This is a genomic window from uncultured Tenacibaculum sp., from assembly GCF_947499065.1.
Classification (GTDB): Bacteria; Bacteroidota; Bacteroidia; order Flavobacteriales; family Flavobacteriaceae; genus Polaribacter.
Window position 1 is genome coordinate 182,149 of sequence record NZ_CANMMT010000002.1, and the last position, 24,705, is coordinate 206,853.

Below are 24,705 nucleotides of genomic sequence, written 5' to 3' on the forward strand. Positions count from 1 at the left end.
TTCTTTTTCATAGCAATTTCCCACTCAATCTTAGAGTGGGTTTTTTGTTAATCTTTGTTGCACTAAAGCAAGTTTGTAAATTTCACGTGCTTCTGAAAATACTGTATTTACTGGGTTTGTTCTGTTATAGTAGTGTTGCAACAATAAATATAATTTTTGTTGCATCTTGTTGCGAACTGTTGCTTGAAACTAAAAAACTATAGTATTATTAATTAATTTTAAATTTATTTTTATCAATATGAAGCCCAACAGGCGTTTCATTTTTTGGAAATTCAAAATAAAGGTTTCTTCTTACTCTTTTACCAGGTTTAAGTTTTAACTTTCTATTTGAAAATCCATAAAAAGAATGAAAAGAAAATTTATCTCCAAATTCATCAGATACAAAAACTTTATCAAAATCAATATTAATTATATTTTCACCTTGATTTGTCAATTTTAATTTGACCAATATAAAAGTCATTCCATCTTCTGCATATTTTCCAAAAAAACGCATATTAGAATGGCCAAAATAAGATCCAACAACTCGGGTTTTAATTATCTTTACCTTTAAATTTTTCAATCCTGATTTTTGTGAAAAAGAAAAAAAACTTATGGATAAAAAAAATGCAACTAGAATTCCTTTCATTTCAATTTATTTTAAATTTTAAAAGGCAAAAATAAATAATATGACTTACTATAACTGTGTTAAAAACTTTTAAATATGAGAATCTAAAAACTATAGTATTTATAATCTACCAGTAAAAAACTTAAAAACTCTTAAAGCTAATAATAGAACGATGATAAGTGTAATTTCTGTGCTTAGGTATTGCTTAATAAAGTAAAATACAATTAAGCAAATCGATATGGTTGTAAAAGTAGTTAGTAAGATTTTAATGGCTTTGGTAGAATTCATTCAACAAATATAAAGAAAGTAAAAACAGTAGGTTTTAAGAGGTGAAGTATTTAAACCAGTACAGGAGAATTAGTATAATGATAGCGTATGAAAAATATTTAAAAAACAATTTGAAAGCTTTAAAAACACCATCTTTTTCAGCAAATGCTGTTTTGTTTTTTATGTGGTATCGTTGGAGTTTGTCAACGGATAAATTTCCTGCAATTCTAGTGAAGAAGAAGCCAAACAGCATAAAAACTGTATTTGTAAATACTATAATATATTCTTTCATGAGTCAAAATTAATAAAAACAAAACAAAGTAAAAGTGTAGTTAATCGCACTACTTAAAAGCGATAAAAGTTCATTGACATAATTGTGGTAAGCTGAATAGAAATGATTCCTATATTTGTTTTTTAGATATGAAGAAATTTATTAAAATAATGCCTTTTATTTTTATGCTAGCTAGTTGTAGCCATCATAAATCTGGAGCTAGATCGAAATCTAAAACCATTGAAGATTCGAAAGAGAGAGGTACTTTTATTCAGGAATTAGACTATAAAATAGTTCCAGACACGATTAAATTAGCGCCTAATACTTCTTTTTATTTGGAGAAAGGCTTTCGTTATGGAGATTTTAGTTCATCATCATTAAAAGAGAATACAGAACCTTTATTATCGTCAGATGATTATACCTGCCAAATAGTTAAGAACCCATTGTCTGGAGAATATTTTGAAGGTCACTTTTTAATCGGTCGAGGAGGAGATAAAGGGCTGTTTCATAGGATGAAAGATACGATAAGAAGTAATATCGTAACAAAAGTTCCTCAATATGATAGTATTTACAAAGTAGGTGAATTACTATTATTTAAAAAATATCAGAAATAATCTACAGGAGGATATATGAACTTACCACAAAACACCTTTTTTCAAGGTGTTTTTTATGTTAAAAATTTAAAAGTAAATATTAAAATAAGTGTAGTAAAATGAACGAATCTAAAATAATTGAAATAATTAAGAAGCACTCTTGGTATTTTGAACATGAAAATGGTACAAGGCTATACAGTTTACCAGCAAGAAAATGGTGTAATGTGGCTAAAGAAATAATTAATCAAATTAAATAACAGTAGAATTAATAATATTAGTCTCGGAAAGAATCGATTTTCTGGCCACCATTATAAACACTAGTTAAAAAGAGGATATGACATTAAAAGAAATTAAAAAAAATGTTCAGTTATGGTCTGGTTTTCCATTAGAAGGAGAAACAGAAGGTGAGTTGATTTCAAATATTGAAACTATTGGAGATAACTTATTAAATGAAGTTTCAGATAAGCAAAGTAGATACGAACAATTGATTAAATCATTAAATCTGTAGTTAGAATAGAAATTCATAAATGATGAAAATAATTGCTATTCCTAAAGAGAATATAATCATTCGCTTTACTGCTTGTCTTTCTTTTATAGGAATATCTAAATCATCAAATAATTTATTTAAAGAATTTGAGTTAATCGGAAAAGATTTTAGAGTCCTGAAAAACAGAAGGATATAAACAATGATATAAATAGCTAATAGTATAAAAAAAATGGTACTCATTGTGGTAAATATACATTAACTAAAACTGTTGTTATCCTTCAATTATTTTAACTATTAAGATTATGAAGCCAGAAAAGATTAAACCTATTCCTAGTATAATAAAGAATATACCAAAAGGTAAAAAGTCTATCCAAACAAGAGCATTAATAATGTAACCTAATAACATTAGAATAAGCTAAGATAATTCTTTAGCGATTTTTTTCATAATGAAGCAAAAGTATGAAATGGAAAATAAAATTAACAAATAATATAAATAGTGTAGTAATCATGATAAATACAAAACTATCAGAAATAGAACGAAAGACTTTATTAAATGAATTGCTTGGGGTTTCAACTTGTGAAAATGGAGTTGTTTATGATGAAGATGGAGACGAGTTTTATGGTTGTTCAGATAATGATAAGTATGATTTTGGAACTCTAAAAGGTATAATTGAATACGTCAAGGATGAATCATTTCAGTCTGGAGTTAGACATAGTCAAAGAGAAATTAAAAAAGTATTAAACCTGTAGTGTAGTATTAAAATAAATCATCAAAAAAAGAGAAGTCGTCGTTGTCAATTGTAGGGTTAATAGAATTGTTTTTAAAGCCTAATAAGTATCTAATTAAAGAAATTATTAAACCTATTAACAATACAAAAGAGGTAAATATTATAGCAACAATTAGTTCTTCTCCTAAACTCATGCTGTAAAAATATAAATTAATAATTAACTGTTGTTTTTTTATGTCTAAAGTTTGGTAAAAGAAAATTAATATACCTGTATTTTTAGAGTTATTTTTATTCACAAAAAATAATTATACTATGAAATATTTATTAATTCTGAATTAGGATTAATTACATCAATTTCATTCAGTGAAAATTTTTCAAAAGAAAAAGAAGAAATTCAATATACTGATCCTAATGATGATGGAATAGAGGATGAAAATCCTCAAGAAGAGGGAAAGTCTATATAGCGTAAAAAAACAAAACCCTCTAGTAAAATAGAGGGTTATAGTTGATTTTATTGATATTGTTGAGTTTACTCTTGCATTGAGTGGTAAACTGTGTTTACGTCATCATCTTCTTCTAAACGTTCTAAAAGCTTGTTTACATCTTCTTTTTGCTCGTCAGAAATAGCAGTAGTAGTTGTTGGAATTCTTTCAAACTCAGAAGAAAGAATCTCAATATTGTTTTCCTCTAAGTATTTCTGAATAGAACCAAACTGACCAAATGGAGCATATAGCATAACAGAGCTATCTTCCTCGTCGGCAAAAACTTCTTCCACTTCAAAGTCAATCATCTCCATTTCAAACTCTTCTAAATCCATTCCTAAAGTATCCTCTTTTACTTTAAAGTTTACTACATGGTCAAACATAAAAGCAACCGAACCAGAAGTTCCTAAGTTACCATTACATTTATTAAAAGCAGCTCTTACGTTTGCTACAGTTCTATTATTGTTGTTTGTTGCAGTTTCTACTAAAACAGCAATTCCGTGTGGTGCATATCCTTCAAATAAAACTTCCTTATAGTTCGCTGTATCTTTATCAGATGCTTTTTTAATAGCGCGTTGTACATTATCCTTAGGCATGTTTGCAGCCTTCGCATTTTGTATTACAACACGTAAACGAGAGTTTGTTTCAGGGTTTGGACCTCCTTCTTTTACTGCCATTACAATGTCTTTACCAATTCTGGTAAAAGTTTTAGCCATAGCAGACCAACGTTTCATTTTTCTCGCTTTCCTAAATTCAAATGCTCTTCCCATTTCTTAAAAATTATGTTTACGCAATGGCAAATGTAACTATTGCGTTAAATATTTACAATTAAAATCTTTTTTTGAAAATTTGTTTTCCTTCTTTGTCACTATAGGCACGCCAAGTACCTGCTTTTTTTCCGTTTTTAAACTGTCCTTTCAGTTTTAAATTACCACTAGAATAATATAGTTTAAAGCTACCGTCTAAAACGCCATCGTCTAATTCAACTTCAAATTTTAATTGCTTGTCATCGTAATACTCTTTGTATTCTTTTGCGCTTAAATCTGATGGATGAATTGCTTGGATATTAAAAATAGTCTCTGCAGTTTCTACAATAACAGAATCTTTTTCAGGTATTAGTTTTTTATATAATTCTTCCTTTAAAGCAGTTTCTTTGTTTTGATGACTGGATAACTCTTCTTCTGATTGATATGAAAGCGTAATATTACTTTCAAACAAGTCACCTTTAGAAATTAACTGAATACCAACCTGCGAAAATGAATTAAAATACTTTTTGTTTTTTTTGAGTTGTTGCTGTGTTTTATAATCTAATAAACTCAACAAATCGTTGTATGAATTTGCAGTTTCAGCATAGGCAAAAACACTCGATTTATTTTCAAAATGATAATTAAATTCTTCAAACCTCTCAGATTCAGCTAAAGTGTATTCAACCAAATGATTGTTAATAATCTCTTTTAAGGTATTAGGGCTCGTGCTAAATACCACAAAATCATCAATAATGGTAAAATATGGTTTTTCCATTTTAGCAAAAGTTTTCCCTGCCAACATCTTAAAAAATCCTTTTAAGTCAAAAAAGTGAATAGGGTAGCCTTTGTAGTTAATTTGCTTAAACTTTAAAGGCGTATTTTCTTTAATTTTAGAGAGAATGAAATCTAAATTTTCTTTAGCATCATCAATATCATCTGCTTTAATAACTGCAGCAATATCTTTTTTGTTTTTAGATAAGTCTGAATTAAAATGTAGTAACCCCACTTCGTTACCAATCCAGCTATATATATGTTTTTGAATATCAATTTCTAACTGGTCTTCAATACTCTTAATTTGATTGGTGTAAGTTTTAAAAGTAGCAGCATTGTCTTTTTCTAAAGCTTCTAAATTGGTGTGAAAAGCATCAAAACTATCAAAAGAAAAACTTAGGTATAAAGAAGTATTTCTAGGAGCAATTTTGGCAATACTGCGTTTACCTTTTCCAGAATTTTGAAGTGCTTTTAAAAAGGTTTGGGAAGTCTGATTTACATTCGTGTAACCAAGTGCTTGCAAAGTAACTCCTTCCATAATAGAAATGTCAAAACCAGAATAAAATAAAGCGTTTTGTACATTTTTAAAGCTTTTAAGGTTTGAAGAGTTTGTAAAACAAGCTAAGTACTGGTCGAAGTATTCATATTGAATATATACATTAAAAAAACCGTCGTTTCCAGTTTCTTTCTTTATTTCAACAAAGTTCAAATCGCGACCAATTACTGGCTCCAAATATTGATTTATTGATTGCTCAACTAGTACATGCGTATAAGAAGCAATTAATTGATTTTTAATGAATGATAAATAAAGAGTTTCTCTGTTGCTTTTATTGTAAAGCTCAATAATTTCATGCTCCTTGTAGGTTCTTTGAGTAACCTTAAAGTTGCTATCTGCCAATTTTTGAATGGCACTTTTTAAAAAGCGAAGTTTGGCTAGTTTTTGAAGGTCGATTACATAAAGTAAACCGTATTTTTTAGGTTTATAGCTATGAATAGATATTAAAAGATCTCTTTCGCCTATAAAATCAATTACATCTTTCTGATCCTTAAAAAGTTTATTAAAACCGCTAATGTCTTTGGTAACTTCTTTGAAGTAAGAATTGGTTTGAAAGTGTTTCCAAATTTCACTCGAACTTATTTCGTCCCAAGTGTCAATAGGTCTTTCTGTATCTAAAACAATGGCAGCATTTTTAGGAATTAGATAAATAGGGTTAATGTTATCTTCATCAGCTAAGGTAAAAATGTAAGCTTGATATCCTATAAAACTAAAAAGGGCTATTAGAATAGCCCATATAATCTTTTTTTTCATAACTAGTTGTATGCAAATTATACTTGAATAACACCTAAATTAAAAGGTTTTTCAATAGGAGCGTGGTTTGCAGCTTCTATTCCCATAGAAATCCAGGTTCTTGTATCTAATGGATTGATAACAGCATCTGTCCATATTCTTGCAGCAGCATAGTATGGAGAGATTTGGTTATCGTAACGTGATTTTATTTTATCAAATAACTCAGCTTCTTTTTCTGGAGTAATTTCTTCTCCACGTTTCTTTAATGAAGCTGTTTCAATTTGTAGTAATACTTTTGCAGCAGAGTTACCACTCATTACCGCTAGTTCAGCACTTGGCCAAGCAGCAATTAATCTAGGGTCGTATGCTTTACCACACATAGCATAGTTACCTGCACCATAAGAGTTACCAATAACAATGGTGAATTTTGGAACTACAGAATTTGATACGGCATTTACCATTTTGGCACCGTCTTTAATAATTCCACCATGTTCTGATTTAGAACCTACCATAAATCCAGTTACGTCTTGTAAGAAAACTAAAGGGATTTTTTTCTGATTACAGTTGGCAATAAAACGAGTAGCTTTATCGGCAGAATCGTTGTAAATAACACCACCAAACTGCATTTCTCCTTTTTTAGTTTTTACTAAAGTACGTTGGTTTGCAACAATACCAACAGCCCAACCGTCTATGCGACCGTAACCAGTAATAATGGTTTGTCCATAACCTTCTTTATATTGCTCAAATTCAGAATTATCAACCAAACGTTTGATAATTTCTAACATATCATATTGAGCATTTCTTTCTCTTGGAAGAATTCCAAAAATATCATCTTCATTTTCTTTTGGAGGAAATGATTCTTTACGGTTAAAACCAGCTTTGTCATAATCTCCAATTTTATCCATTAAGTTTTTAATGGTAGTTAAGGCATCTTTATCGTCCTTAGCTTTATAATCGGTAACACCTGAGATTTCACAATGTGTAGTTGCACCACCTAAAGTTTCATTGTCTATAGTTTCACCAATAGCAGCTTTTACTAAGTAACTTCCAGCTAAGAAAATACTTCCAGTTTTATCTACAATTAAAGCTTCATCACTCATAATTGGTAAATAAGCACCTCCTGCTACACAACTTCCCATAACAGCAGCAATTTGAGTAATACCCATGCTACTCATTACTGCATTGTTTCTAAAAATTCTTCCAAAGTGTTCTTTGTCTGGAAAAATTTCATCTTGCATTGGTAAATATACTCCTGCCGAATCTACTAAGTAAATAATAGGAAGTTTGTTTTCAATAGCAATTTCTTGAGCTCTTAAATTTTTCTTACCTGTAATAGGAAACCAAGCACCTGCTTTTACAGTAGCATCGTTTGCAACAACGATACATTGCTTACCGCTTACGTATCCCATTTTAACAACAACTCCACCAGAAGGACATCCTCCATGCTCTTCATACATTCCTTCTCCTGCAAAGGCACCAATTTCTATAGATTTAGTGTCTTTGTCTAAAAGAAAATCAATACGTTCTCTGGCAGTTAATTTTCCTTTTTCGTGATGTTTGTCAATACGTTTTTGTCCGCCTCCTAATTTTACTTTTACTAAGCGTTGGCGTAAGTCTGAAGCTAAAAGTTTATTGTGGTCTTCGTTTTTATTGAAGTTAAGATCCATTGTAAGTTATTTGTTTTGCGTTTGCTAAAATAAGAAAATCAAGGTAGAATACAAGGTGTTTACTTGTATGATTCAAGGATGTTTTCTACCGTTTTTTCTATTTCTAAATTTCTTAATTGTTTGTTTAAAATTCGTGGCTCAGCTACCCGTTCTTTACAGTTTTTTACACCACAAGATTCACAGGTAACGCCTACAGTTTTTTTGGTAAAAGTATCTTCTTTAAAGAATTGAATTTTTTTCTTTAAATGTGGAGATAATAGCATACCAATACTCACGCTTCTATTAATGTTGTCTTTGAAAGGGTCGGAAGTAGCAGCCGATAAAACTAAGTACTCATTTTTAGAGTTCTCATAAGATGATATTTGAATACCGTAACTAGATTTTTTACCAGTGTTTTTTTCTAGGTCTTCAATTGTCTTTAAAGAAACCCATCTTCTGCAATAGTGTTCGTTATTACGATTTGCATGTGGTGTTTGTTGCTGAGTAATATGCAGCTCTTTTGAAAGCCTATATATGGATGAGTTTTCCTTGTGTGTAAAACGTAAAAAGAATAAGTTTTTTATATTAAAATGCTTGGGTAATATATTTGTTAATCGTTGGTAAAAAGTTTCATCAGAACAATGAAAGCTTTTAATGATTTTATGCAATTGAATAGGTTGCCAATCTTGTAAAGAAAATAAATGAGTTAGTTTGTTAACTAGATTTTCTTTTGGAATAATAAGTGCTCCAGCAAAGTAGGAAGCAATAAAATTATTCAAAACCTGATCAAAACTTTCAAATTTTATCCAAGGAAAGGTGTATAATCGATTTTCAATATTTAAATAATTGTAAGCAATTTCTTTAGCGTAAATAAATGTTTTTTGTGCTTCACTAATATCATCAAAAAGAAGTAGTGTTTTGTTCTTTGGAATGTAAATATTTCTTAATTCTGATAGTTTCTGATGTTTAGAAAGTTCTTCAGTATTAATAGTGTATCCATATTCTTGAATTAAAATATCTTCTAATTCTTTTGATTTTATAGGTTTACTTAAATCAACATGATAAGATTTAGCAAAGGAAATAACATTATTCTCAATGTCCTCAAAATAATTATTATGTGCTTCTTGGTACGAACGTAAAGAAGCTAAAAAGAAACTTTCTCTTGTTAAGTTATAGTTTTGAGATATCTTTATAATAGTGCTAATAAAAGCATTCACTTTCGCAGGTGCATTAGCAACAATATCAATAAGATTGTTTTCTTTAATACCAAATAGCTCTAACGGAATTTCTTTTAAAATTTTCGACTGTAAGATTTCACCAATTGGAGCTAAGTTTTTATCCAATTTTAAAGAAACCAAATGATCATATGGAACTTCTAGCTTTTCAGAAAGTATTACAATCTTATCTGTTTTTGGGTATTTTTTTCCTTTTTCAATTTCATTTAAATACGATTTGGATAAGCCTGTTAATTTGGCTAATCCGAAGAGTGATAGGTTTTTATCTGTACGTATTTGTTTGAGTTTTAAACCAAAAACAAGTCTAATATATTCTTCTTCCAAAGTATTTTATTAAAAGATTCGCAATTCAAAGGTATAAAAATTAGCGAATTAATAAAAATTAGCAAAAAATAAACTTTTAGCGAACGTTCGCTTTTTGTTTTGAGTTCTTTTTTTTAATATTGAAGTGTCAATAATTAAAAATAAGTTATTATGAATCAAGATGTTCTAATCAAACAAATTCAGTTTAAAGGTTTTGAAGCTGTTCAATATAAAAGCATTTTAACTAAAGAAGCTAGTGCTTTTTTAATTCAACTTCATGAGAGATTTAATGAAAGAAGACTTCAATTATTAGAAGAGAGAGAAATAGAACAGGCATATTTTGATGCAGGTAACTTTCCAAGTTTTCCAGAAGAAACAAAGTTAGTAAGAGAAGATGATTGGGTATGTGAGCGATTGCCAAAAGATTTACTAGATAGGAGGGTAGAAATAACTGGACCAGTTGAGAGAAAAATGATTATCAATGCATTGAATTCTGGCGCAAAGACATTTATGGCTGATTTTGAAGATAGCAATTCTCCTACAATTACTAATATTCTAGACGGGCAAGTAAATTTAAGAGATGCAGTAAACAAAACGATTTCCTTTTATAATGAAAAGAAGGATAAAACGTATAAACTAAATGACAAGGTAGCTACATTATTGGTTCGTCCTAGAGGGTTGCATTTAAATGAAAAACATTTTGTTGTAGAAGGAGAAGAGATGTCTGGTTCTTTAGTAGATTTTGGATTGTATTTTTTCCATAATATTAAAAACTTACTAGGTCAAGGAAGTGCTACTTATTTTTATTTACCGAAGTTAGAACACTATGAAGAAGCTCGATGGTGGAATGATGTTTTTGTATTTGCGCAAGATTATCTTGGGATTTCTCAAAAAACAATTAAAGCAACTGTTTTGATAGAAACCATTACAGCTAGTTTTCAATTAGATGAAATTATTTATGAGTTGAAAGATCATATGGCTGGTTTAAACTGTGGTCGTTGGGATTATATTTTCTCATATATCAAAAAGTTTAGAAATCACAATGGGTTTATAGTACCAAACCGAGCTCAGGTTACTATGAGTAGTCCTTTTATGAAGGCTTATTCGTTAAGAGTAATCCAAACATGTCATAAACGAGGTGTACATGCTATGGGAGGAATGGCTGCACAAATACCAGTTAAAAATGACGATAAAGCTAATGAGTTGGCTTTTTCAAAAGTATATAATGACAAGTTGCAAGAGGTAAAAAATGGTCATGATGGAACTTGGGTTGCACATCCAGGATTGGTAAAAGTAGCGATGGATGTTTTTAATGAGTATATGCCGAAAGCAAATCAAATAGATAAAAAGTTAGAAGATATATCTATAACAGAACAAGCGTTGGTTGATTTACCTGAAGGAACAATTACTGAAGAAGGAATCAGAGAAAACATAAACGTTGGTATTTTATATATAGAATCTTGGTTAATGCAACAGGGAGCAGCAGCGCTGTATAATTTAATGGAAGATGCTGCTACAGCTGAGATATCAAGAACTCAGGTTTGGCAATGGTTACATAAAAATGTGTTATTAGAAGATGGAAGAACATTTACTAAAGACATGTACTTACAATATAAAAAAGAAGAAATTAAAAAGATTAAAACGTATGTGGGAGAAGAAAGATATAAGCAAGGGAAATTTGATACAGCTATCCAGTTGTTTGATGATTTAATTCTTAATGAAGACTTTGTAGAATTCTTAACCTTACCAGCATATAAATATTTATAAAAAAAAGCCCTACTAAATGCGGCAACATTTAATAGGGTAAGCTATCAATAAAATTAAATAACTTATTTAACAACACAAATTTATGAAAAATTTAGCTCAAGGAAGTTATAATTCAGCTTTAGAAACAGTTAAAAACCTTAAGAAAAAGTTTGGAAGCAACTGGAATGCTATAAGTCCAGAGAATGCAGCAAGAATGGTAACTCAAAACCGATTTAAAACAGGTTTGGATATTGCAAAATATACAGCTGCTATTATGCGTAAAGATATGGCTGAGTATGATGCAAATACATCAAATTATACACAATCATTAGGATGTTGGCATGGATTTGTTGCGCAACAAAAAATGATTGCTGTAAAAAAGCATCATAAAACAACAAGCAAACGTTACTTGTATCTTTCTGGGTGGATGGTGGCTGCATTGAGATCAGAATTTGGGCCGTTACCAGATCAGTCAATGCATGAAAAAACTGCTGTACCTGCTTTGATAAAAGAGATTTATGATTTTTTAAGACAGGCAGATGCTGTTGAACTAAATGATTTATTTAAACAATTGGAAAATGGGGAAGATGTACAAGATCAGATAGATAATTTTGAAACACATATAGTACCAATTATAGCTGATATTGATGCAGGTTTTGGTAATGAAGAAGCAACTTATTTATTGGCTAAAAAAATGATACAAGCAGGAGCTTGTGCTATTCAAATAGAAAATCAAGTTTCTGATGCTAAACAATGCGGACATCAAGACGGAAAGGTAACGGTACCACATGAAGATTTTATAGCTAAGTTGAATGCTATTCGATACGCATTTTTAGAGTTAGGGGTAGAAGATGGAATTATTGTCGCTAGAACAGATTCTGAAGGAGCTGGTTTAACGCAAAAATTACCAGTAAGTCAGGAGCCAGGAGATTTAGCCTCTCAATACTTAGCATTTGTTGAAGCTGAAGAAATAGCTATTGAAAATGCAAAGGAAGACGATGTTTTGCTTAAAAGAGATGGAAAGTTAGTACGTCCGGTTAGATTGTCTAACGGATTATATAAATTCAAAGAAGGTTCAAATATCGATAGAGTTGTGTTGGATTGTATTGTTAGTTTGAAGAATGGTGCAGATTTATTATGGATTGAAACACCAACGCCAAATGTTAGTCAAATAGCACATATGGTAAATAGAGTAAAAGAAGTAGTGCCAAATGCCAAGTTGGTTTATAATAATTCACCATCTTTTAATTGGACATTAAATTTCCGTAATCAGGTTTACGATACGATGCTTATAGAAGGTGAAGATGTGTCTATGTACGATAGAAATAATTTAATGGATGCTACATATGACGGTTCTGAATTATGTTTAAGAGCCGATGAGAAAATTAAAACTTTTCAAGCAGACGCAGCTAAAGAAGCAGGAGTATTCCATCATTTAATAACCTTACCAACATATCATACTACAGCACTTCATATGAATGATTTAACTGAAGGGTATTTTGGAGAAGAAGGCATGTTGTCTTATGTAAAAGAAGTACAACGAAAAGAAATTAGAAAAGGAGTTTCTTGTGTAAAGCATCAAAGAATGGCAGGTTCTGATTTAGGTGATGACCATAAAACTTTCTTTGCTGGTGATAAGGCTTTAAAAGCTGGAGGAGCAAAAAATACTTCTAACCAGTTTGAATCCAACAAACAAATTTCTAAACAAGTAGTAGCAGAATTGGAAGTGTAAAGTAATTATTAGTAGGCAAGTTTCCCGTTTATGTGGTTTGTAAAAGGTTGTTTGTTTGCATATCGGGAAACTTTATAAAAGCATAAATTTATAGTTAGCGGTTTATAAATTTTATTTTGAAGTAAAAACTCCAGCTTAATGCTGGAGTTTTTTATTTATTTTGTTTTTAATTCCATTTTAATATCACTTCTAATGTACGGTGAGTTTTCTTCAACTGGAATTTCAATAAAACCATATTTTCTATAAATATAAATAGCGTTTTCTAATTTAGTGTTAGAGTATAATACCAGTTTGTCAAATTCATTCTCTTTGGCAAAATTGATACATTGTTGCATTAATTTCTGACCAATTTTAAAGCCTCTATGTTTAGGAGAAACCGCCATTTTTGTAAGTTCGTAAACGTTCTCTTCCTTCATAGGCATCAGCGCTACAGTACCTACTATTTCGTTATCTAATTTTGCAAAAAAGATATGTCCACCTTTATCAATAATATATTTATCAGGATTACTTAAAACTTCTTCATCATAAGGTTCAACGTAAAAAAATGTTTTAAGCCATTCAATATTTAAATCATAAAAATGAACAGCATATTCCTTTTTGAATTCTTCAATCTGTAGGTTGTGTTTTTTTATTGTATTCATTTGTATATGTTCTATAATAGCTTCGCTAAAAGCTTTTTTGTTAAATTTTTCTTCTAAAATGTTTAAATGCTCTACTAAAGAATTAGAGCTAATAGTTGTGTAGTCTTTTATAATTTGTTCTATACTATTCCATATTGGAGTAACATTCTTTACTAGGTTTTTACCTTTTTCAGAAAGAAATATTACTTTTTTTCGCTTATCTATTTTATCCTCTTTTAAAATTATGAGTTCTTTTTTTAGTAGCTTGTTTATTACTTGTGTTGTTGCAGGTTGCGATATTAGTAGACTGTTAGTTATTTCAGCATTAGTAACTCCTTTCTTATTCTTTATGATTTTAAAAGTAGGGAAGAGGTAAGGATCAAAATCAATATTATACCTGTCATATACCAATTGGGTTTCTCTCATCATATATTCACTTACTCTCTTTAATCGAGAGCCCATTCCTATTTCACCAAAACCTTTTAAAGCGTCCATAATATTTAAAATAACTATTTATATAAGTACTTATGCAAATATACAAATATTTCTAAATAATTTAATAATAAGATAATAGTAAATATATACCTAGAAAATATATTCCATGGTAAATAAAAATATTTTTTATATCTTTGTAAAGAATTTAAAACCAAATTATAATGAAAAGAGACAAAATTATTTATTATGTAGCAACAGGATTATTAAGTTTATTAATGTTGTTTTCTGCTGGAATGTACTTTGTAAATAATGCTGAAGTATCAAAAATGTATGAAGCATTCGGTTATCCAACCTATATTATTTATCCATATGGAATAGCTAAGATTTTAGGATTAGTAGCTATATGGTTTTTAAGAGATACATTTTTGAAAGAATGGGCATACGCTGGTTTCTTCTTTGCTTTTATACTTGCATTTTTTGCACATGTTATGATAAGTGATGGACAACAAACGGGAGCAATCGTGGCAATGATTTTATTAGTAACCTCATACATATATAATAAAAAGATAAATGCCTAAAAATATCACTTCAGAAGTTAAACTAACCAATCGTAATTATTTAGCAGAAGCAAAAATGAGAAATCATTTTGTAATGATAGATGAACCGGTTAATAAAGGAGGAGACGATAATGCTCCAACACCAGTAGAGTATTTGTTAACAGCAATAGGAGGTTGTGTGTCTATGACATTACGTATGTATGCTGAAAAGAAAAATTGGGATTTAGGTGAGATTACTGTTAAAGTAAGTCAAAAACAGGCATTAACTTCTGAAGGAATAAAAAAATCGTTAGTAGAGGAAATCTCTTTTGAAAAAGAAGTAACCGAAGAACAACGAGAAAAATTATTGGCAATGGCAGCTCAATGTCCTATTGCTAAAATGATAAAAGGAGAAACAGAAATAAGTAGTAAAATAATATAACAAGATGAAAAAAATAGCAGCATTTGCAGGTAGTACAAGTACTACATCAATTAACAAACAATTAGCAACTTATGCAGCAAGTCAATTGGAGAATGTATCTTTTGATGTATTAGATTTAAACGATTACACGACACCCGTTTTTAGTGAAGATATAGAAAGAGATGAAGAATATCCAGAAGGAGCAGCTAAGTTTAATGAAGCTTTAGATAAATATGATGGATTTATAGTTTCTCTAGCTGAACATAACGGATCGTATTCAGCAGCATTTAAAAATATTTTCGACTGGGCTTCAAGAAAAGACAGGAAAGTATTTAGAGACAAACCAGTTTTAGTAATGGCAGCATCACCAGGAGGTAGAGGAGGCGCAGGAGTTTTGGCTTCAGCATTAGGAACTTTTCCTCATATGGGAGCCAATGTAGCTTCTAATTTCTCATTACCAGTATTTTATGATAACTTTAAAGAGGGAAGTATTGTAAATGAAGAGTTAAATAAAAAACTTAAAGAAGCAGTTACAACTTTCGAAAATGTAGTATAAATAAAAACATTTTAGTTATGTCTGATAAGCAAAAAGAGCTAGTAAAAAAATACAGTAATGATGATATTACTGTAGTTTGGAAACCAAAAACTTGTATTCACGCTAAGAAGTGTTGGAAAGAATTAATTCAGGTTTTTGATCCAAGAAATAAACCATGGGTAAACATGGAAGGAGCAACTACAGAAAGGATTAAAAAACAAGTAGAAGCTTGTCCATCTGGTGCATTATCATACATATCAAAAGGTAAAAGTAAGGAAAAAGCATATACAGAGACTAAGATTGAAGTTTTAGCAAATGGACCATTGTTAGTGTATGGAACTTTACATATAACTAACTCAGATGGAAAATTAGAGAAAAAAAACAAAACAACAGCTTTTTGTAGATGTGGAGCTTCAAAAAATAAGCCTTATTGTGATGGAGCACATGTAAAGGAAGGTTTTATAGGATAAGAAGGAATTGTATTCTTACCAATACTGCCAAATGAAATAAATGCTCTTACATTAGTTTCCTTGGAAATAAAAAGCGATTTAACTAATTTTGTACTAAGAAAGAAAAAGATGAAAATTACTTTATACGGTAGAAAAGGGCATGCACATTCAGTTGCGTTTAAAAACTTTTTAAAATCTACAGAAATAGCTTTTGATTACAAAGATGTATCAACGGATGAACAAGCCAGAGAACATAGTAAAGAGCTGTATGAAGGTACAGTTAAATACCCAACATTATTTATTAATGAAGAGGTCTATTTAACACCAACATCAGATTTGTTCAATAAGTTAATGAAGGATTTAAAATTAAGAGGGTAGATACAATGGGAGATATTTCAAAAGACATTAATTCAACATTTCCAAATAACAAAGTGAAAGCTTTTATAAATATAAAATATACAGCAAATTGGATTCTTAGTAAAGAAAATGAATTTTTCCGCCCTTATGGAATCTCACCACAGCAGTATAATATTCTTAGAATCCTTAGAGGAGCCAAAGAACCTATAAAAGTTCAGGTTATTAAAGACAGAATGATTGAAAGAGCTCCTAATGCCACTCGATTAATGGACAAATTATGCGATAAGAAATTAATTAATCGTATGAGGTGCGATCACGATAGGAGAGTTGTATTTATAAACATAACCAATCAAGGATTAGAGTTACTTGAAACCATAGACAGTAATATTGATGTAGACTTTATTGAAAATATTACTGATGAAGAAGCAATTCAGTTAAGTAATTTATTAGACAAAATTAGATAGGAATAAAAATATATTGAAAATAACAAAAATTTTATCGATATATTTTCCATGGAAAATAATTTAAATGTGATGATTTTAAAATACAAGAAGCAGAAAATACCGAACAACTTTATTTACTAGGTAAATTAAAAGTAGAAGTATCATTTGAATTAAAAAAACATGAAAACATTAAAAACAATAGCGCATAAAGTAGGGAGTCCACTTGTAAGCATGGGACCAGTAAGGTTAAGACAACCCATACCAACAGAAGGAATAGATATGGTAGATCCATTTTTATTGCTACATCATTATGGACCTTATGCAATAAGTCCGTTTAATAATCCTTTTGATTTAGGACCACATCCCCATAGAGGTTTTGAACCAATAACATTATTATTTAAAGGTGAGCAATTGCATAGAGATTCTTTAGGAAATGAAATGTTAGTAAAGGCAGGAGATGTTCAATGGACTACAGCAGGTAGAGGTATTATTCATGCAGAAGGACCATCAAAAGAGTTTGTAGAAAGAGGAGGAGAGTTAGAAGGAATACAATTATGGCTTAATCTTCCAGCAGCAAAAAAAATGATGCCTGCAAATTATCAGCATTTAAAAAGTGAAGATATTCCTGTTGTAACAAATGAAGATAAGAGTATAGAATTAAAAGTTGTAGCTGGAGAACTAGAAGAAAGAAAAGGACTGATTAAAACTCAAACAGCAGTTAATGTGTTTACGGTTAAAACTCAAGAGAAAGGAAAAATGAATATTAGTATTCCAACATCACATAAATCCTTGGTGTATTTGTTAGATGGTGAAGTACTGATTAATGATGAAGCAACTTTAAAAAAAGGAGCAACTCAAATGATTACTTTTCATCAAGATGGTGATGGTATACAAATAGAAGCGAAAAAAGAAAGTACTTTGTTAATATTATCAGGAGAGCCTATAAATGAAAAAGTAGCTTCTTGGGGACCTTATGTTATGAATACTCAAACAGAGATAATGGAAGCATTACGAGATTATCAGAAAGGGAAAATGGGTTATTTGTATTAACATTGATGACTTCTAGCCTTACAGAAGTAATTTTTAGTGTATAGTATATAATATTAAAATTATATGCTATACACTTATTTTAAGGTTTGCACATTGTAAAACTTTCAAATCCATCATCGGTTTCTCCATTAAATACCTTCCAATTCAAAAGAGAGATAATTGATATAAATATCTTAATTAAAAGGAGATTTTTAATCCAAATCTCCTTTTAAATTAAATTCAATTTCAATATTATCTTTAATTAAATTGTCTTTAAGATTCTTAAAAAAGGATCCTGAATCATATATAATTCCCCACTTAGTTCTATCTATGTTAAAAGGTTTACTAATAATAGAAATTTTAGTGCTATTCTTTTTTATAGTTTTTACAGGAATTAATATACTATTTGTTTTACCTTTTAGAGTAAAATCACCTTCAATATAAGTTACATCATTTTTAATAATAAAGTTTGTTACTATAAAATTACTTGAAGGGAACTTTTTGACATCGAAAAAGTCAGGGTTTTTAAGATGTGTAACTAATTCTTTTTTTTCTTTATCATTTTTGATATCTGAATTTTCTATTGTATTCATATCAATGATAAAATTTCCTGCTGTAATTTTATTGTTTTTAAATTCTATAATTCCATTAGATAATTTAATGACTCCATCATGTCCATCTCCTACTATAGGCGTGAAACCTTTCCATTTGATGATACTATTTTTAATATCTATTTTATATTTAGCATTAATAGATGTAATTGTCGTTTCTTTTTCTGATTGAGTTTTTGTTTTGTTCTCAACTTTTTTACATGATAAAAGTATTAATACTAATAATATGAGTATCAAATCGTTTTTTTTCATCTTCTTAAATTATTATGTTTTTAAATTTTGGAAAAACAAAAGTACATGCTAATTAAGTATTCGTTTAAATTATTAAGTCCTACAAAAAGGTATTAAGACTTCTTAATTGACTTTAAATACTGGTTAGGAGTGATACCTTCCATCAATTTAAAAACTCTATAAAAAGATGATTTAGAGCCAAAACCAGACTCTAAAGCCAAACCTAGTAAAGACATATGTTTAACTTTTTTTGAAGAGACTAATTTTTTGAATTTTTCTATTCGAAATTGATTCATGAATTGATAAAAATTCTTGTTAGTATGAATTTTTATCAATTTAGTAAGTTCTTTTTCTTTAATGTTTAATTGTTTTGATAAAGTATAAAGGTCAATATCTGCATTTAAAAATAATTGTTCTCGTTGAATTATTTCAGTTAAGTTTTTAAATTGTTCTTCAGTATTATTTTTTAGTGAAGAATCATTTACATTCACAATATTATTTTTATTATAATCAATTGTGTTTATAAAAATTTCTGGTTGAGAAAAGCCCTTGTAACCAATCCAATATATTATTAACAATGTCATTATAGAAGATATTTGAGAAAAATACATTGTTATCATTTTGTTTTGATAAGTTATTATATCTTCTATACCCCAAAACAAATAAAAAAATAAGTAAGTATATACTATCGTTTTTATCCAACTTAATGTTTTATTTTCAATATTAGAATGAAAATCACCCAATTTCATTTTATGAATAGCTATTATTCTTAGTATAATTATCAAGAAAAGTATATCAAACCCACTATAAATGTAATCAGACTTTATTCTGAATATAACAAATATTAAAGGTAATAATAGTAATAACATGTACCTTTTTCTTATTTGATAGTTTAAAGTTTTAATTATATAGAGAAACAATAAAGGGATAGTTATAACACCTGTAGAGGGGTAGCTAAATTTATCCAGTTTAACATTATCTAAAAAAGTAGATAATACTTCCATAGATAAAGACATTAAAAAAAGTCCTAAAAAGAGATTAGCTATATTATTTTTAGATTTAGAAACAATAAAGAACAAGCCAAATAAAAAAGAAGTTCCTATTGATAATATATCAATGATATTAATGTAATTAAATTCAATATTCATAAAAGTAAAAATAGTAAAATGAAGGAAAGTACATGGTCAAATATGTGGTGATGAATTTAAGTTTTTTCATGAACTATCCTTCCAATTCATAAAAGAGATAATTGATATAAAGTTATTTTAATTAATCATTTCCATTATTGAGTACTTTTCATCTTCTTTAATATATCCATCAAAAATCAAACATTGTTTTTTTGTTTTTTCATTATAGATATAAGTCAATTTCTCACCATGTAAAAAATTAAAATAAATAGAACTAAGTTCTTTCTCCGATTTAGAATTCATTAGAGATATTTTCTTTTTAGCAAATGCACACATTGCAGATGGAATAAAGCTATAATAGTTTGTGTTTTTATTTGATGAAATTGGTTGAGAATATAAATCTAATACTGCATTCACACTATCATTTACTTTTGAAATATAATTGTATCTAACAACTCCTTTTTTAGGAGCGTTAATAGGTTGAATATCATAAAAACCGCAAGGATTAATTGTAATTATATATTCAATGTTCTCCTTAAACTTAAGTAAACTTAAACTATATTTTTTATCATTTTTTAAGCATACTAATGTATCATAGTCCGTTTTATTAATTTCTATTTTATGTTTTTCTTTATTGGGAATAATTTTTAGCCCATTTATAATGAAATTTATTTTATGATTTTTCAAATATTTAGTTTTAAAACTAATAATAGCTTCAGTTGATTGACTATATGTATTTGAATTTATTAGCAATAATAACAGTAAGAAAATAGGGAGAGTATGGTTTTTAAATGTCATTTTAGAGTTTGTTATAGCACAGTTATAACGAATATACTTAAAAGTTAATTGTCTTTTTGTCTTATAAAAAATCGTATCTTGCAATTTATTATGCGCGCATAATAAATTTAAAACTTCAAATATGTCAAATCTTAAAGATATCTTAGGTGTTAAACACCCAATAATTATGGCACCAATGTTTTTAGTGTCAAATACTAAAATGGTCATTGAAGGTATGAAAGCAGGAGTAGCTGGTTGTATCCCTGCATTGAATTATAGAACCTTAGAAGAACTAAGAGCAGCTATTAAAGAATTAAAAGAGCATAAAGTAGAAGGAGGTTCTTTTGGTTTTAATTTAATTGTGAATAAATCTAATGTTAAATATAAAGGACAATTAGAAGTACTGTGTGAAGAAGGAGTAGATTTTATTATAACTTCTTTGGGAAGTCCAGAAGAAACTATTAGAGAAGCACATAAAAAAGGAATCAAAGTATTTTGTGACGTTACCGATTTAAAATTTGCAAAAAAAGTAGAGTCGTTAAAAGCGGATGCTTTAATTGCTGTAAATAATGAAGCAGGAGGACACAGAGGTAATTTTACTCCTAAAGAGTTAATAGAAGAGTTAACAAATAACTGTAATATACCAGTTATTTCAGCCGGAGGGGTAGGTAATAAAGCACAATTAGAAGAAATGTTGTCTTATGGAGCTATAGGTGTATCAGTTGGAAGTCCTTTTATTGCATCTACAGAGTCGGACGTAACCAAAGAATATAAGGAAGCTTGTGTTACTTATGGAGAGAAAGACATTATAATGACAAAGAGAATTTCTGGAACACCCTGTACAGTAATTAATACTCCTTATGTACAAAAAATAGGTACAGAAGAAAGTTGGCTAGAAAAGCTTTTAAATAAAAATAGAAAATTGAAAAAGTGGGTAAAAATGATCCGTTTTTCAATAGGAATGAAAGCTACTGAAAAGGCAGCCATGAAAGCTACTTATAAAACTGTATGGGTAGCTGGACCAAGTATAGAGCATACCAAAGATGTTTTACCAGTTAATCAGATAGTAGCTAAATTTATTTAGAAAAATAATAAATATTAGAATAAGGCAGTCATAAAATGGCTGCCTTATTTATTTTTTAAGAAAATTAATGTATTTTGCATTTATTATGCATGCATAATAAATTTCAACTAAAACTATCAAAACAATGACAAAGTATAAACATATTTTCGAGCCCCTAGACTTAGGTTTTACTACTATTAAAAATAGAATTTTAATGGGATCTATGCATACTGGTTTAGAAGAAGAAAAAAATGGTATTGAAAAAATAGCTGCTTATTATGCAGAACGAGCAAAAGGAGGAGTAGGATTGATAGTTTCAGGAGGAATTGCACCTAATATTCAAGGATGGACTGCGCCTTTCTCTGCAAGAATGAGTACTAAAAAGCATGCTAGAGAACATAAAAAAATTACAGAAGCGGTACATAAAGAAGGTGGTAAAATATGTATGCAAATTTTACATTCTGGACGTTATGGATATCACCCAATTAGTGTAGCTCCTTCAAAAATCCAAGCACCTATAAATCCTTTTAAACCATTTGCCTTAAAGCAATCTGGTATTAGAAGAACTGTAAAAGATTTTGTGAACTGTGCTAAGTTATCTCAAGAAGCTGGATATGATGGAGTAGAAATAATGGGGTCTGAAGGATATTTAATTAATCAGTTCATTGTTAAAAGAACAAATAAAAGAACTGATAATTATGGAGGAGATTATGAAAATAGAATCCGTTTAGCTGTTGAAATAGTTCAAAAAACAAGAGAAGCAGTAGGAGAAAACTTTATTATTATTTATCGTTTGTCAATGCTAGATCTTGTTGAACAAGGAAGTTCTTGGGAAGAGGTAGTTCAGTTAGGAAAAGAAATAGAAAAAGCGGGAGCTACTATTATAAATACAGGAATTGGTTGGCACGAAGCTAGAATCCCAACTATAGCCACATCGGTACCTAGAGCAGCATTTACTTGGGTTACTCAAAAAATGAAAGAAGAATTGTCAATTCCATTAGTAACTTCTAATAGAATTAACATGCCTGAAACTGCAGAAAAGGTATTAAAAGAAGGACACGCCGATATGATTTCTATGGCGCGCCCATTTTTAGCAGATTCAGAATGGGTAAATAAAGCAAAGGAAGAAAGAGAAGATGAAATAAATACTTGTATTGCTTGTAATCAGGCTTGTTTAGATCACGCTTTTCAAAAGAAAGTAGCTAGCTGTTTGGTAAATCCAAGAGCATGTCATGAAACAGAATTAAATTACATTCCAACTGAAAATAAAAAGAAAATAGCTGTTGTAGGAGCTGGGCCAGCAGGTTTAGCGGCAGCAACTGTAGCAGCACAGAGAGGTCATGAAGTAACTCTTTATGATGCCGATAAAGAAACAGGAGGGCAGTTTAATATTGCCAAACAAATTCCTGGAAAGGAAGAGTTTTATGAAACTATTCGTTATTTCAACAAACAAATAGAGCTACACAACGTAAACCTACAATTAAATACAAGAGTTAATGCTGAAGATTTAGCCCAAGGAAACTTTGATGAGGTTATCTTAGCTACAGGTATTACTCCTCGTACACCACGTATTGATGGAATTGATCATGAAAAAGTATTGAGCTATATCGATGTTATCAAACTTAAAAAAGAAGTAGGTAAAAAGGTAGCGGTTATTGGAGCAGGAGGAATTGGTTTTGATGTGTCTGAATATTTAGCACATGAAGGTGAAAGTACTTCACAAAATATAGATGCATGGTTACAAGAATGGGGAATTGATAAATCTTTAAAAGCACGCGCAGGAATAGAAGGAATACAACCAGATTTTCACCCATCTCCAAGAGAAATATTTATGCTAAAGCGTAGTAAAGGAAAGTTTGGTGGTAAATTAGGGAAAACTACAGGTTGGATTCATAGAGCTGTATTAAAAAAGAAAAAAGTACAGTTTATTAATGAAGTTCAATACACTAAAATAGATGATAAAGGGCTTCACTATACACAAAATGAAGAGCAAAAAGTATTAGAGGTAGATAATATTATTATTTGTGCAGGGCAATTACCTTACAAAGAATTATTAGAACCATTAGAAGCTAAAGGAATTAAAACTCATATAATTGGTGGGGCTGATGTGGCAGCAGAATTGGATGCTAAAAGAGCAATAGACCAAGGAAGTAGATTAGCAGCGAAAATTTAATTATTTCACCATTTTTACAGAATTGATATTACCATGTCCATCAAATTCTTTTACAGGGTTTGATGGATCTACTTTCCAATTTCCATCTACTATAAATTTATAATGATGTTTTCCAGAAGGTAGTTTTGTTGAATATGTCCAACCATTCTTTACTCTATTCATTTTTAAAGAATGTTCAGACCAATCATTAAAAGATCCGGCTAAAATTACTTCTTTGGCGTCTTCATAACCATATAAAAAGAATTTTACCTTCACAGAAATATCAATTACAGAATTGTATTCTCCAAATTCGTTAGAAATTTTCATAGGGTTAATTGGATCTTCAATCCAAGCACCATCAACAATAAATCGGTATTCATATTTATCTGGATTTAATTGGAGTGTTAACTCCCAACCACTATCGGTTTTTTCCATTTCAAAAAGTTGTTCGTTCCATTTATTAAAAGAACCCGTAACAATTACTTTTTTAGCATTTTCATAACCTTTAAGTCTAAATTTAGCATTTCCGTTTTTACTAGGATAGGCACTATACATTTTTAAATTATAGGTGTAATAATTGAAGAATCCATCTCTAGCAGGAGTAATATTACTTATATTTTCAGAGGGTTCAGCCCATATGCGATTATTTATAACAAATTTGAATTCCCAGTCAAAATCATCTTTAAAATCGGTAATTCTTTTTCTTAATTCATATATGTTTTTGGAAACCTTAGTCATTTTCCAACTGTCTCTAGACCATGAATTAAAATTACCCGAAACAACAACATTTTTTATATCAAAATCATCAAAATCAAGTTTCTCTTTTGTGTGTTCATTGGTAGCTTCTGTATAGTCTCTTTTATCAAATGTAAAAACAACATAATCTCCTTCTATTTTATAACCTTTTATTGCTTTTTTCTGAGAAAAAATGTTGAGGTTACTAAAACAAATTAGGAATAAAGTTATTTTTAATAAATGCTTCATGCTATACTATAATACAATCAAATGATTTTTTTTAAA

28 protein-coding genes are annotated in these 24,705 nt (G+C 29.5%); 16 read left to right on the plus strand and 12 right to left on the minus strand.

The window, feature by feature from the left end; genetic code table 11:
* Nucleotides 1–208: 208 nt before the first annotated feature.
* A complete protein-coding gene (locus tag Q0958_RS05000) occupies nucleotides 209–559 on the minus strand; it encodes a DUF4352 domain-containing protein (protein ID WP_299120474.1) in 351 nt (116 codons plus the stop codon).
* 410 nt (nucleotides 560–969) lie between these two features.
* Between Q0958_RS05000 and Q0958_RS05005 the strand changes: the two genes are divergently transcribed.
* The 4 genes from Q0958_RS05005 (at nucleotide 970) to Q0958_RS05020 (ending at nucleotide 2,243) form a co-directional block, all read left to right on the plus strand.
* Nucleotides 970–1,176 carry a hypothetical protein gene (locus tag Q0958_RS05005; RefSeq protein ID WP_299120476.1) on the plus strand — a complete coding sequence of 69 codons (207 nt, stop codon included), beginning with the start codon at nucleotides 970–972 and terminating at the stop codon, nucleotides 1,174–1,176.
* Between the two features lie 115 nt (nucleotides 1,177–1,291).
* On the plus strand, nucleotides 1,292–1,756 hold the full coding sequence (locus Q0958_RS05010; protein ID WP_299120478.1) for a hypothetical protein: 465 nt from the start codon (nucleotides 1,292–1,294) through the stop codon (nucleotides 1,754–1,756).
* Nucleotides 1,757–1,854: 98 nt separating this feature from the next.
* The gene (locus Q0958_RS05015) at nucleotides 1,855–1,992 is read left to right on the plus strand and encodes a hypothetical protein (protein ID WP_299120480.1); all 138 of its coding nucleotides are present in this window, start codon (nucleotides 1,855–1,857) and stop codon (nucleotides 1,990–1,992) included.
* Between the two features lie 77 nt (nucleotides 1,993–2,069).
* The gene (locus tag Q0958_RS05020) at nucleotides 2,070–2,243 is read left to right on the plus strand and encodes a hypothetical protein (RefSeq protein WP_299120482.1); all 174 of its coding nucleotides are present in this window, start codon (nucleotides 2,070–2,072) and stop codon (nucleotides 2,241–2,243) included.
* On the opposite strand, the gene Q0958_RS05025 is transcribed toward Q0958_RS05020, so the two are convergent.
* Nucleotides 2,244–2,462 carry a hypothetical protein gene (locus Q0958_RS05025; protein WP_299120483.1) on the minus strand — a complete coding sequence of 73 codons (219 nt, stop codon included), beginning with the start codon at nucleotides 2,460–2,462 and terminating at the stop codon, nucleotides 2,244–2,246.
* Between the two features lie 267 nt (nucleotides 2,463–2,729).
* Here Q0958_RS05025 and Q0958_RS05030 point away from each other — a divergent pair, with 267 nt between their 5' ends.
* The gene (locus Q0958_RS05030; protein ID WP_299120485.1) at nucleotides 2,730–2,972 is read left to right on the plus strand and encodes a hypothetical protein; all 243 of its coding nucleotides are present in this window, start codon (nucleotides 2,730–2,732) and stop codon (nucleotides 2,970–2,972) included.
* Nucleotides 2,973–2,979: 7 nt separating this feature from the next.
* Here the strand turns inward: Q0958_RS05030 and Q0958_RS05035 are convergent, their stop codons facing one another.
* The 5 genes from Q0958_RS05035 to Q0958_RS05055 form a co-directional block, all read right to left on the minus strand.
* Nucleotides 2,980–3,144: a hypothetical protein gene (locus tag Q0958_RS05035; RefSeq protein WP_299120487.1), complete on the minus strand. Its 165-nt coding sequence runs from the start codon at nucleotides 3,142–3,144 to the stop codon at nucleotides 2,980–2,982.
* A gap of 335 nt (nucleotides 3,145–3,479) precedes the next feature.
* Nucleotides 3,480–4,202 carry a YebC/PmpR family DNA-binding transcriptional regulator gene (locus Q0958_RS05040; RefSeq protein ID WP_272148881.1) on the minus strand — a complete coding sequence of 241 codons (723 nt, stop codon included), beginning with the start codon at nucleotides 4,200–4,202 and terminating at the stop codon, nucleotides 3,480–3,482.
* A gap of 58 nt (nucleotides 4,203–4,260) precedes the next feature.
* A complete protein-coding gene (locus Q0958_RS05045) occupies nucleotides 4,261–6,258 on the minus strand; it encodes a DUF3352 domain-containing protein (RefSeq protein WP_299120490.1) in 1,998 nt (665 codons plus the stop codon).
* 17 nt (nucleotides 6,259–6,275) lie between these two features.
* The gene (locus tag Q0958_RS05050) at nucleotides 6,276–7,904 is read right to left on the minus strand and encodes a carboxyl transferase domain-containing protein (RefSeq protein WP_150898983.1); all 1,629 of its coding nucleotides are present in this window, start codon (nucleotides 7,902–7,904) and stop codon (nucleotides 6,276–6,278) included.
* Between the two features lie 59 nt (nucleotides 7,905–7,963).
* The gene (locus Q0958_RS05055) at nucleotides 7,964–9,442 is read right to left on the minus strand and encodes a helix-turn-helix transcriptional regulator (protein ID WP_299120492.1); all 1,479 of its coding nucleotides are present in this window, start codon (nucleotides 9,440–9,442) and stop codon (nucleotides 7,964–7,966) included.
* Between the two features lie 150 nt (nucleotides 9,443–9,592).
* On the opposite strand from Q0958_RS05055, the gene aceB reads away from it, so the two are divergent.
* Nucleotides 9,593–11,188 (plus strand): malate synthase A, encoded by a 1,596-nt coding sequence (aceB, locus tag Q0958_RS05060; RefSeq protein ID WP_299120493.1) that lies wholly within the window; start codon nucleotides 9,593–9,595, stop codon nucleotides 11,186–11,188.
* A gap of 82 nt (nucleotides 11,189–11,270) precedes the next feature.
* Nucleotides 11,271–12,899: an isocitrate lyase gene (locus Q0958_RS05065; RefSeq protein WP_299120495.1), complete on the plus strand. Its 1,629-nt coding sequence runs from the start codon at nucleotides 11,271–11,273 to the stop codon at nucleotides 12,897–12,899.
* A gap of 155 nt (nucleotides 12,900–13,054) precedes the next feature.
* On the opposite strand, the gene Q0958_RS18945 is transcribed toward Q0958_RS05065, so the two are convergent.
* Nucleotides 13,055–14,014: a bifunctional helix-turn-helix transcriptional regulator/GNAT family N-acetyltransferase gene (locus Q0958_RS18945; RefSeq protein WP_333909533.1), complete on the minus strand. Its 960-nt coding sequence runs from the start codon at nucleotides 14,012–14,014 to the stop codon at nucleotides 13,055–13,057.
* 161 nt (nucleotides 14,015–14,175) lie between these two features.
* On the opposite strand from Q0958_RS18945, the gene Q0958_RS05080 reads away from it, so the two are divergent.
* The 7 genes from Q0958_RS05080 to Q0958_RS05110 all read left to right on the plus strand — a co-directional run bounded on the left by Q0958_RS05080 (nucleotide 14,176) and on the right by Q0958_RS05110 (nucleotide 17,745).
* Nucleotides 14,176–14,532, plus strand: a complete 357-nt coding sequence (locus Q0958_RS05080) for a DoxX family protein (RefSeq protein ID WP_299120497.1) — start codon at nucleotides 14,176–14,178, stop codon at nucleotides 14,530–14,532.
* Nucleotides 14,525–14,932 (plus strand): OsmC family protein, encoded by a 408-nt coding sequence (locus Q0958_RS05085; RefSeq protein ID WP_150898977.1) that lies wholly within the window; start codon nucleotides 14,525–14,527, stop codon nucleotides 14,930–14,932. The genes Q0958_RS05080 and Q0958_RS05085 overlap by 8 nt, the downstream gene beginning before the upstream one ends.
* 4 nt (nucleotides 14,933–14,936) lie before the next feature.
* Complete coding sequence (locus Q0958_RS05090; protein ID WP_299120500.1) at nucleotides 14,937–15,467, plus strand: NAD(P)H-dependent oxidoreductase; 531 nt, start codon at nucleotides 14,937–14,939, stop codon at nucleotides 15,465–15,467.
* A gap of 17 nt (nucleotides 15,468–15,484) precedes the next feature.
* The gene (locus Q0958_RS05095) at nucleotides 15,485–15,916 is read left to right on the plus strand and encodes a (4Fe-4S)-binding protein (RefSeq protein WP_299120502.1); all 432 of its coding nucleotides are present in this window, start codon (nucleotides 15,485–15,487) and stop codon (nucleotides 15,914–15,916) included.
* A gap of 108 nt (nucleotides 15,917–16,024) precedes the next feature.
* The gene (locus Q0958_RS05100) at nucleotides 16,025–16,273 is read left to right on the plus strand and encodes a glutaredoxin domain-containing protein (RefSeq protein WP_150898974.1); all 249 of its coding nucleotides are present in this window, start codon (nucleotides 16,025–16,027) and stop codon (nucleotides 16,271–16,273) included.
* A 5-nt stretch (nucleotides 16,274–16,278) separates the two neighbouring features.
* Complete coding sequence (locus tag Q0958_RS05105) at nucleotides 16,279–16,716, plus strand: MarR family transcriptional regulator (RefSeq protein ID WP_299120537.1); 438 nt, start codon at nucleotides 16,279–16,281, stop codon at nucleotides 16,714–16,716.
* Between the two features lie 159 nt (nucleotides 16,717–16,875).
* A complete protein-coding gene (locus Q0958_RS05110; RefSeq protein ID WP_299120540.1) occupies nucleotides 16,876–17,745 on the plus strand; it encodes a pirin family protein in 870 nt (289 codons plus the stop codon).
* Nucleotides 17,746–17,936: 191 nt separating this feature from the next.
* Here Q0958_RS05110 and Q0958_RS05115 read toward each other — a convergent pair whose 3' ends face one another.
* The 3 genes from Q0958_RS05115 to Q0958_RS05125 all read right to left on the minus strand — a co-directional run bounded on the left by Q0958_RS05115 (nucleotide 17,937) and on the right by Q0958_RS05125 (nucleotide 20,491).
* Nucleotides 17,937–18,587 carry a YceI family protein gene (locus Q0958_RS05115; protein WP_299120543.1) on the minus strand — a complete coding sequence of 217 codons (651 nt, stop codon included), beginning with the start codon at nucleotides 18,585–18,587 and terminating at the stop codon, nucleotides 17,937–17,939.
* Between the two features lie 92 nt (nucleotides 18,588–18,679).
* A complete protein-coding gene (locus tag Q0958_RS05120) occupies nucleotides 18,680–19,714 on the minus strand; it encodes a helix-turn-helix domain-containing protein (protein WP_299120545.1) in 1,035 nt (344 codons plus the stop codon).
* A gap of 117 nt (nucleotides 19,715–19,831) precedes the next feature.
* Nucleotides 19,832–20,491 (minus strand): hypothetical protein, encoded by a 660-nt coding sequence (locus tag Q0958_RS05125; protein ID WP_299120548.1) that lies wholly within the window; start codon nucleotides 20,489–20,491, stop codon nucleotides 19,832–19,834.
* A gap of 121 nt (nucleotides 20,492–20,612) precedes the next feature.
* On the opposite strand from Q0958_RS05125, the gene Q0958_RS05130 reads away from it, so the two are divergent.
* On the plus strand, nucleotides 20,613–21,554 hold the full coding sequence (locus tag Q0958_RS05130) for a nitronate monooxygenase (protein ID WP_299120551.1): 942 nt from the start codon (nucleotides 20,613–20,615) through the stop codon (nucleotides 21,552–21,554).
* A 124-nt stretch (nucleotides 21,555–21,678) separates the two neighbouring features.
* Complete coding sequence (locus Q0958_RS05135; RefSeq protein WP_299120554.1) at nucleotides 21,679–23,706, plus strand: NADPH-dependent 2,4-dienoyl-CoA reductase; 2,028 nt, start codon at nucleotides 21,679–21,681, stop codon at nucleotides 23,704–23,706.
* On the opposite strand, the gene Q0958_RS05140 is transcribed toward Q0958_RS05135, so the two are convergent.
* Nucleotides 23,707–24,669, minus strand: a complete 963-nt coding sequence (locus tag Q0958_RS05140) for a glycogen-binding domain-containing protein (protein WP_299120556.1) — start codon at nucleotides 24,667–24,669, stop codon at nucleotides 23,707–23,709.
* Between the last annotated feature and the right edge of the window lie 36 nt (nucleotides 24,670–24,705).

Coding starts and splice junctions, on each gene's coding strand:
- Q0958_RS05005 (WP_299120476.1), top strand. CDS start 970: ATGATAGCGTATGAAAAATATTTAAAAAACAATTTGAAAGCTTTAAAA.
- Q0958_RS05010 (WP_299120478.1), top strand. CDS start 1,292: ATGAAGAAATTTATTAAAATAATGCCTTTTATTTTTATGCTAGCTAGT.
- Q0958_RS05015 (WP_299120480.1), top strand. CDS start 1,855: ATGAACGAATCTAAAATAATTGAAATAATTAAGAAGCACTCTTGGTAT.
- Q0958_RS05020 (WP_299120482.1), top strand. CDS start 2,070: ATGACATTAAAAGAAATTAAAAAAAATGTTCAGTTATGGTCTGGTTTT.
- Q0958_RS05025 (WP_299120483.1), bottom strand. CDS start 2,462: ATGAGTACCATTTTTTTTATACTATTAGCTATTTATATCATTGTTTAT.
- Q0958_RS05030 (WP_299120485.1), top strand. CDS start 2,730: ATGATAAATACAAAACTATCAGAAATAGAACGAAAGACTTTATTAAAT.
- Q0958_RS05035 (WP_299120487.1), bottom strand. CDS start 3,144: ATGAGTTTAGGAGAAGAACTAATTGTTGCTATAATATTTACCTCTTTT.
- Q0958_RS05040 (WP_272148881.1), bottom strand. CDS start 4,202: ATGGGAAGAGCATTTGAATTTAGGAAAGCGAGAAAAATGAAACGTTGG.
- Q0958_RS05045 (WP_299120490.1), bottom strand. CDS start 6,258: ATGAAAAAAAAGATTATATGGGCTATTCTAATAGCCCTTTTTAGTTTT.
- Q0958_RS05050 (WP_150898983.1), bottom strand. CDS start 7,904: ATGGATCTTAACTTCAATAAAAACGAAGACCACAATAAACTTTTAGCT.
- aceB (WP_299120493.1), top strand. CDS start 9,593: ATGAATCAAGATGTTCTAATCAAACAAATTCAGTTTAAAGGTTTTGAA.
- Q0958_RS05065 (WP_299120495.1), top strand. CDS start 11,271: ATGAAAAATTTAGCTCAAGGAAGTTATAATTCAGCTTTAGAAACAGTT.
- Q0958_RS18945 (WP_333909533.1), bottom strand. CDS start 14,014: ATGGACGCTTTAAAAGGTTTTGGTGAAATAGGAATGGGCTCTCGATTA.
- Q0958_RS05080 (WP_299120497.1), top strand. CDS start 14,176: ATGAAAAGAGACAAAATTATTTATTATGTAGCAACAGGATTATTAAGT.
- Q0958_RS05085 (WP_150898977.1), top strand. CDS start 14,525: ATGCCTAAAAATATCACTTCAGAAGTTAAACTAACCAATCGTAATTAT.
- Q0958_RS05090 (WP_299120500.1), top strand. CDS start 14,937: ATGAAAAAAATAGCAGCATTTGCAGGTAGTACAAGTACTACATCAATT.
- Q0958_RS05095 (WP_299120502.1), top strand. CDS start 15,485: ATGTCTGATAAGCAAAAAGAGCTAGTAAAAAAATACAGTAATGATGAT.
- Q0958_RS05100 (WP_150898974.1), top strand. CDS start 16,025: ATGAAAATTACTTTATACGGTAGAAAAGGGCATGCACATTCAGTTGCG.
- Q0958_RS05105 (WP_299120537.1), top strand. CDS start 16,279: ATGGGAGATATTTCAAAAGACATTAATTCAACATTTCCAAATAACAAA.
- Q0958_RS05110 (WP_299120540.1), top strand. CDS start 16,876: ATGAAAACATTAAAAACAATAGCGCATAAAGTAGGGAGTCCACTTGTA.
- Q0958_RS05115 (WP_299120543.1), bottom strand. CDS start 18,587: ATGAAAAAAAACGATTTGATACTCATATTATTAGTATTAATACTTTTA.
- Q0958_RS05120 (WP_299120545.1), bottom strand. CDS start 19,714: ATGAATATTGAATTTAATTACATTAATATCATTGATATATTATCAATA.
- Q0958_RS05125 (WP_299120548.1), bottom strand. CDS start 20,491: ATGACATTTAAAAACCATACTCTCCCTATTTTCTTACTGTTATTATTG.
- Q0958_RS05130 (WP_299120551.1), top strand. CDS start 20,613: ATGTCAAATCTTAAAGATATCTTAGGTGTTAAACACCCAATAATTATG.
- Q0958_RS05135 (WP_299120554.1), top strand. CDS start 21,679: ATGACAAAGTATAAACATATTTTCGAGCCCCTAGACTTAGGTTTTACT.
- Q0958_RS05140 (WP_299120556.1), bottom strand. CDS start 24,669: ATGAAGCATTTATTAAAAATAACTTTATTCCTAATTTGTTTTAGTAAC.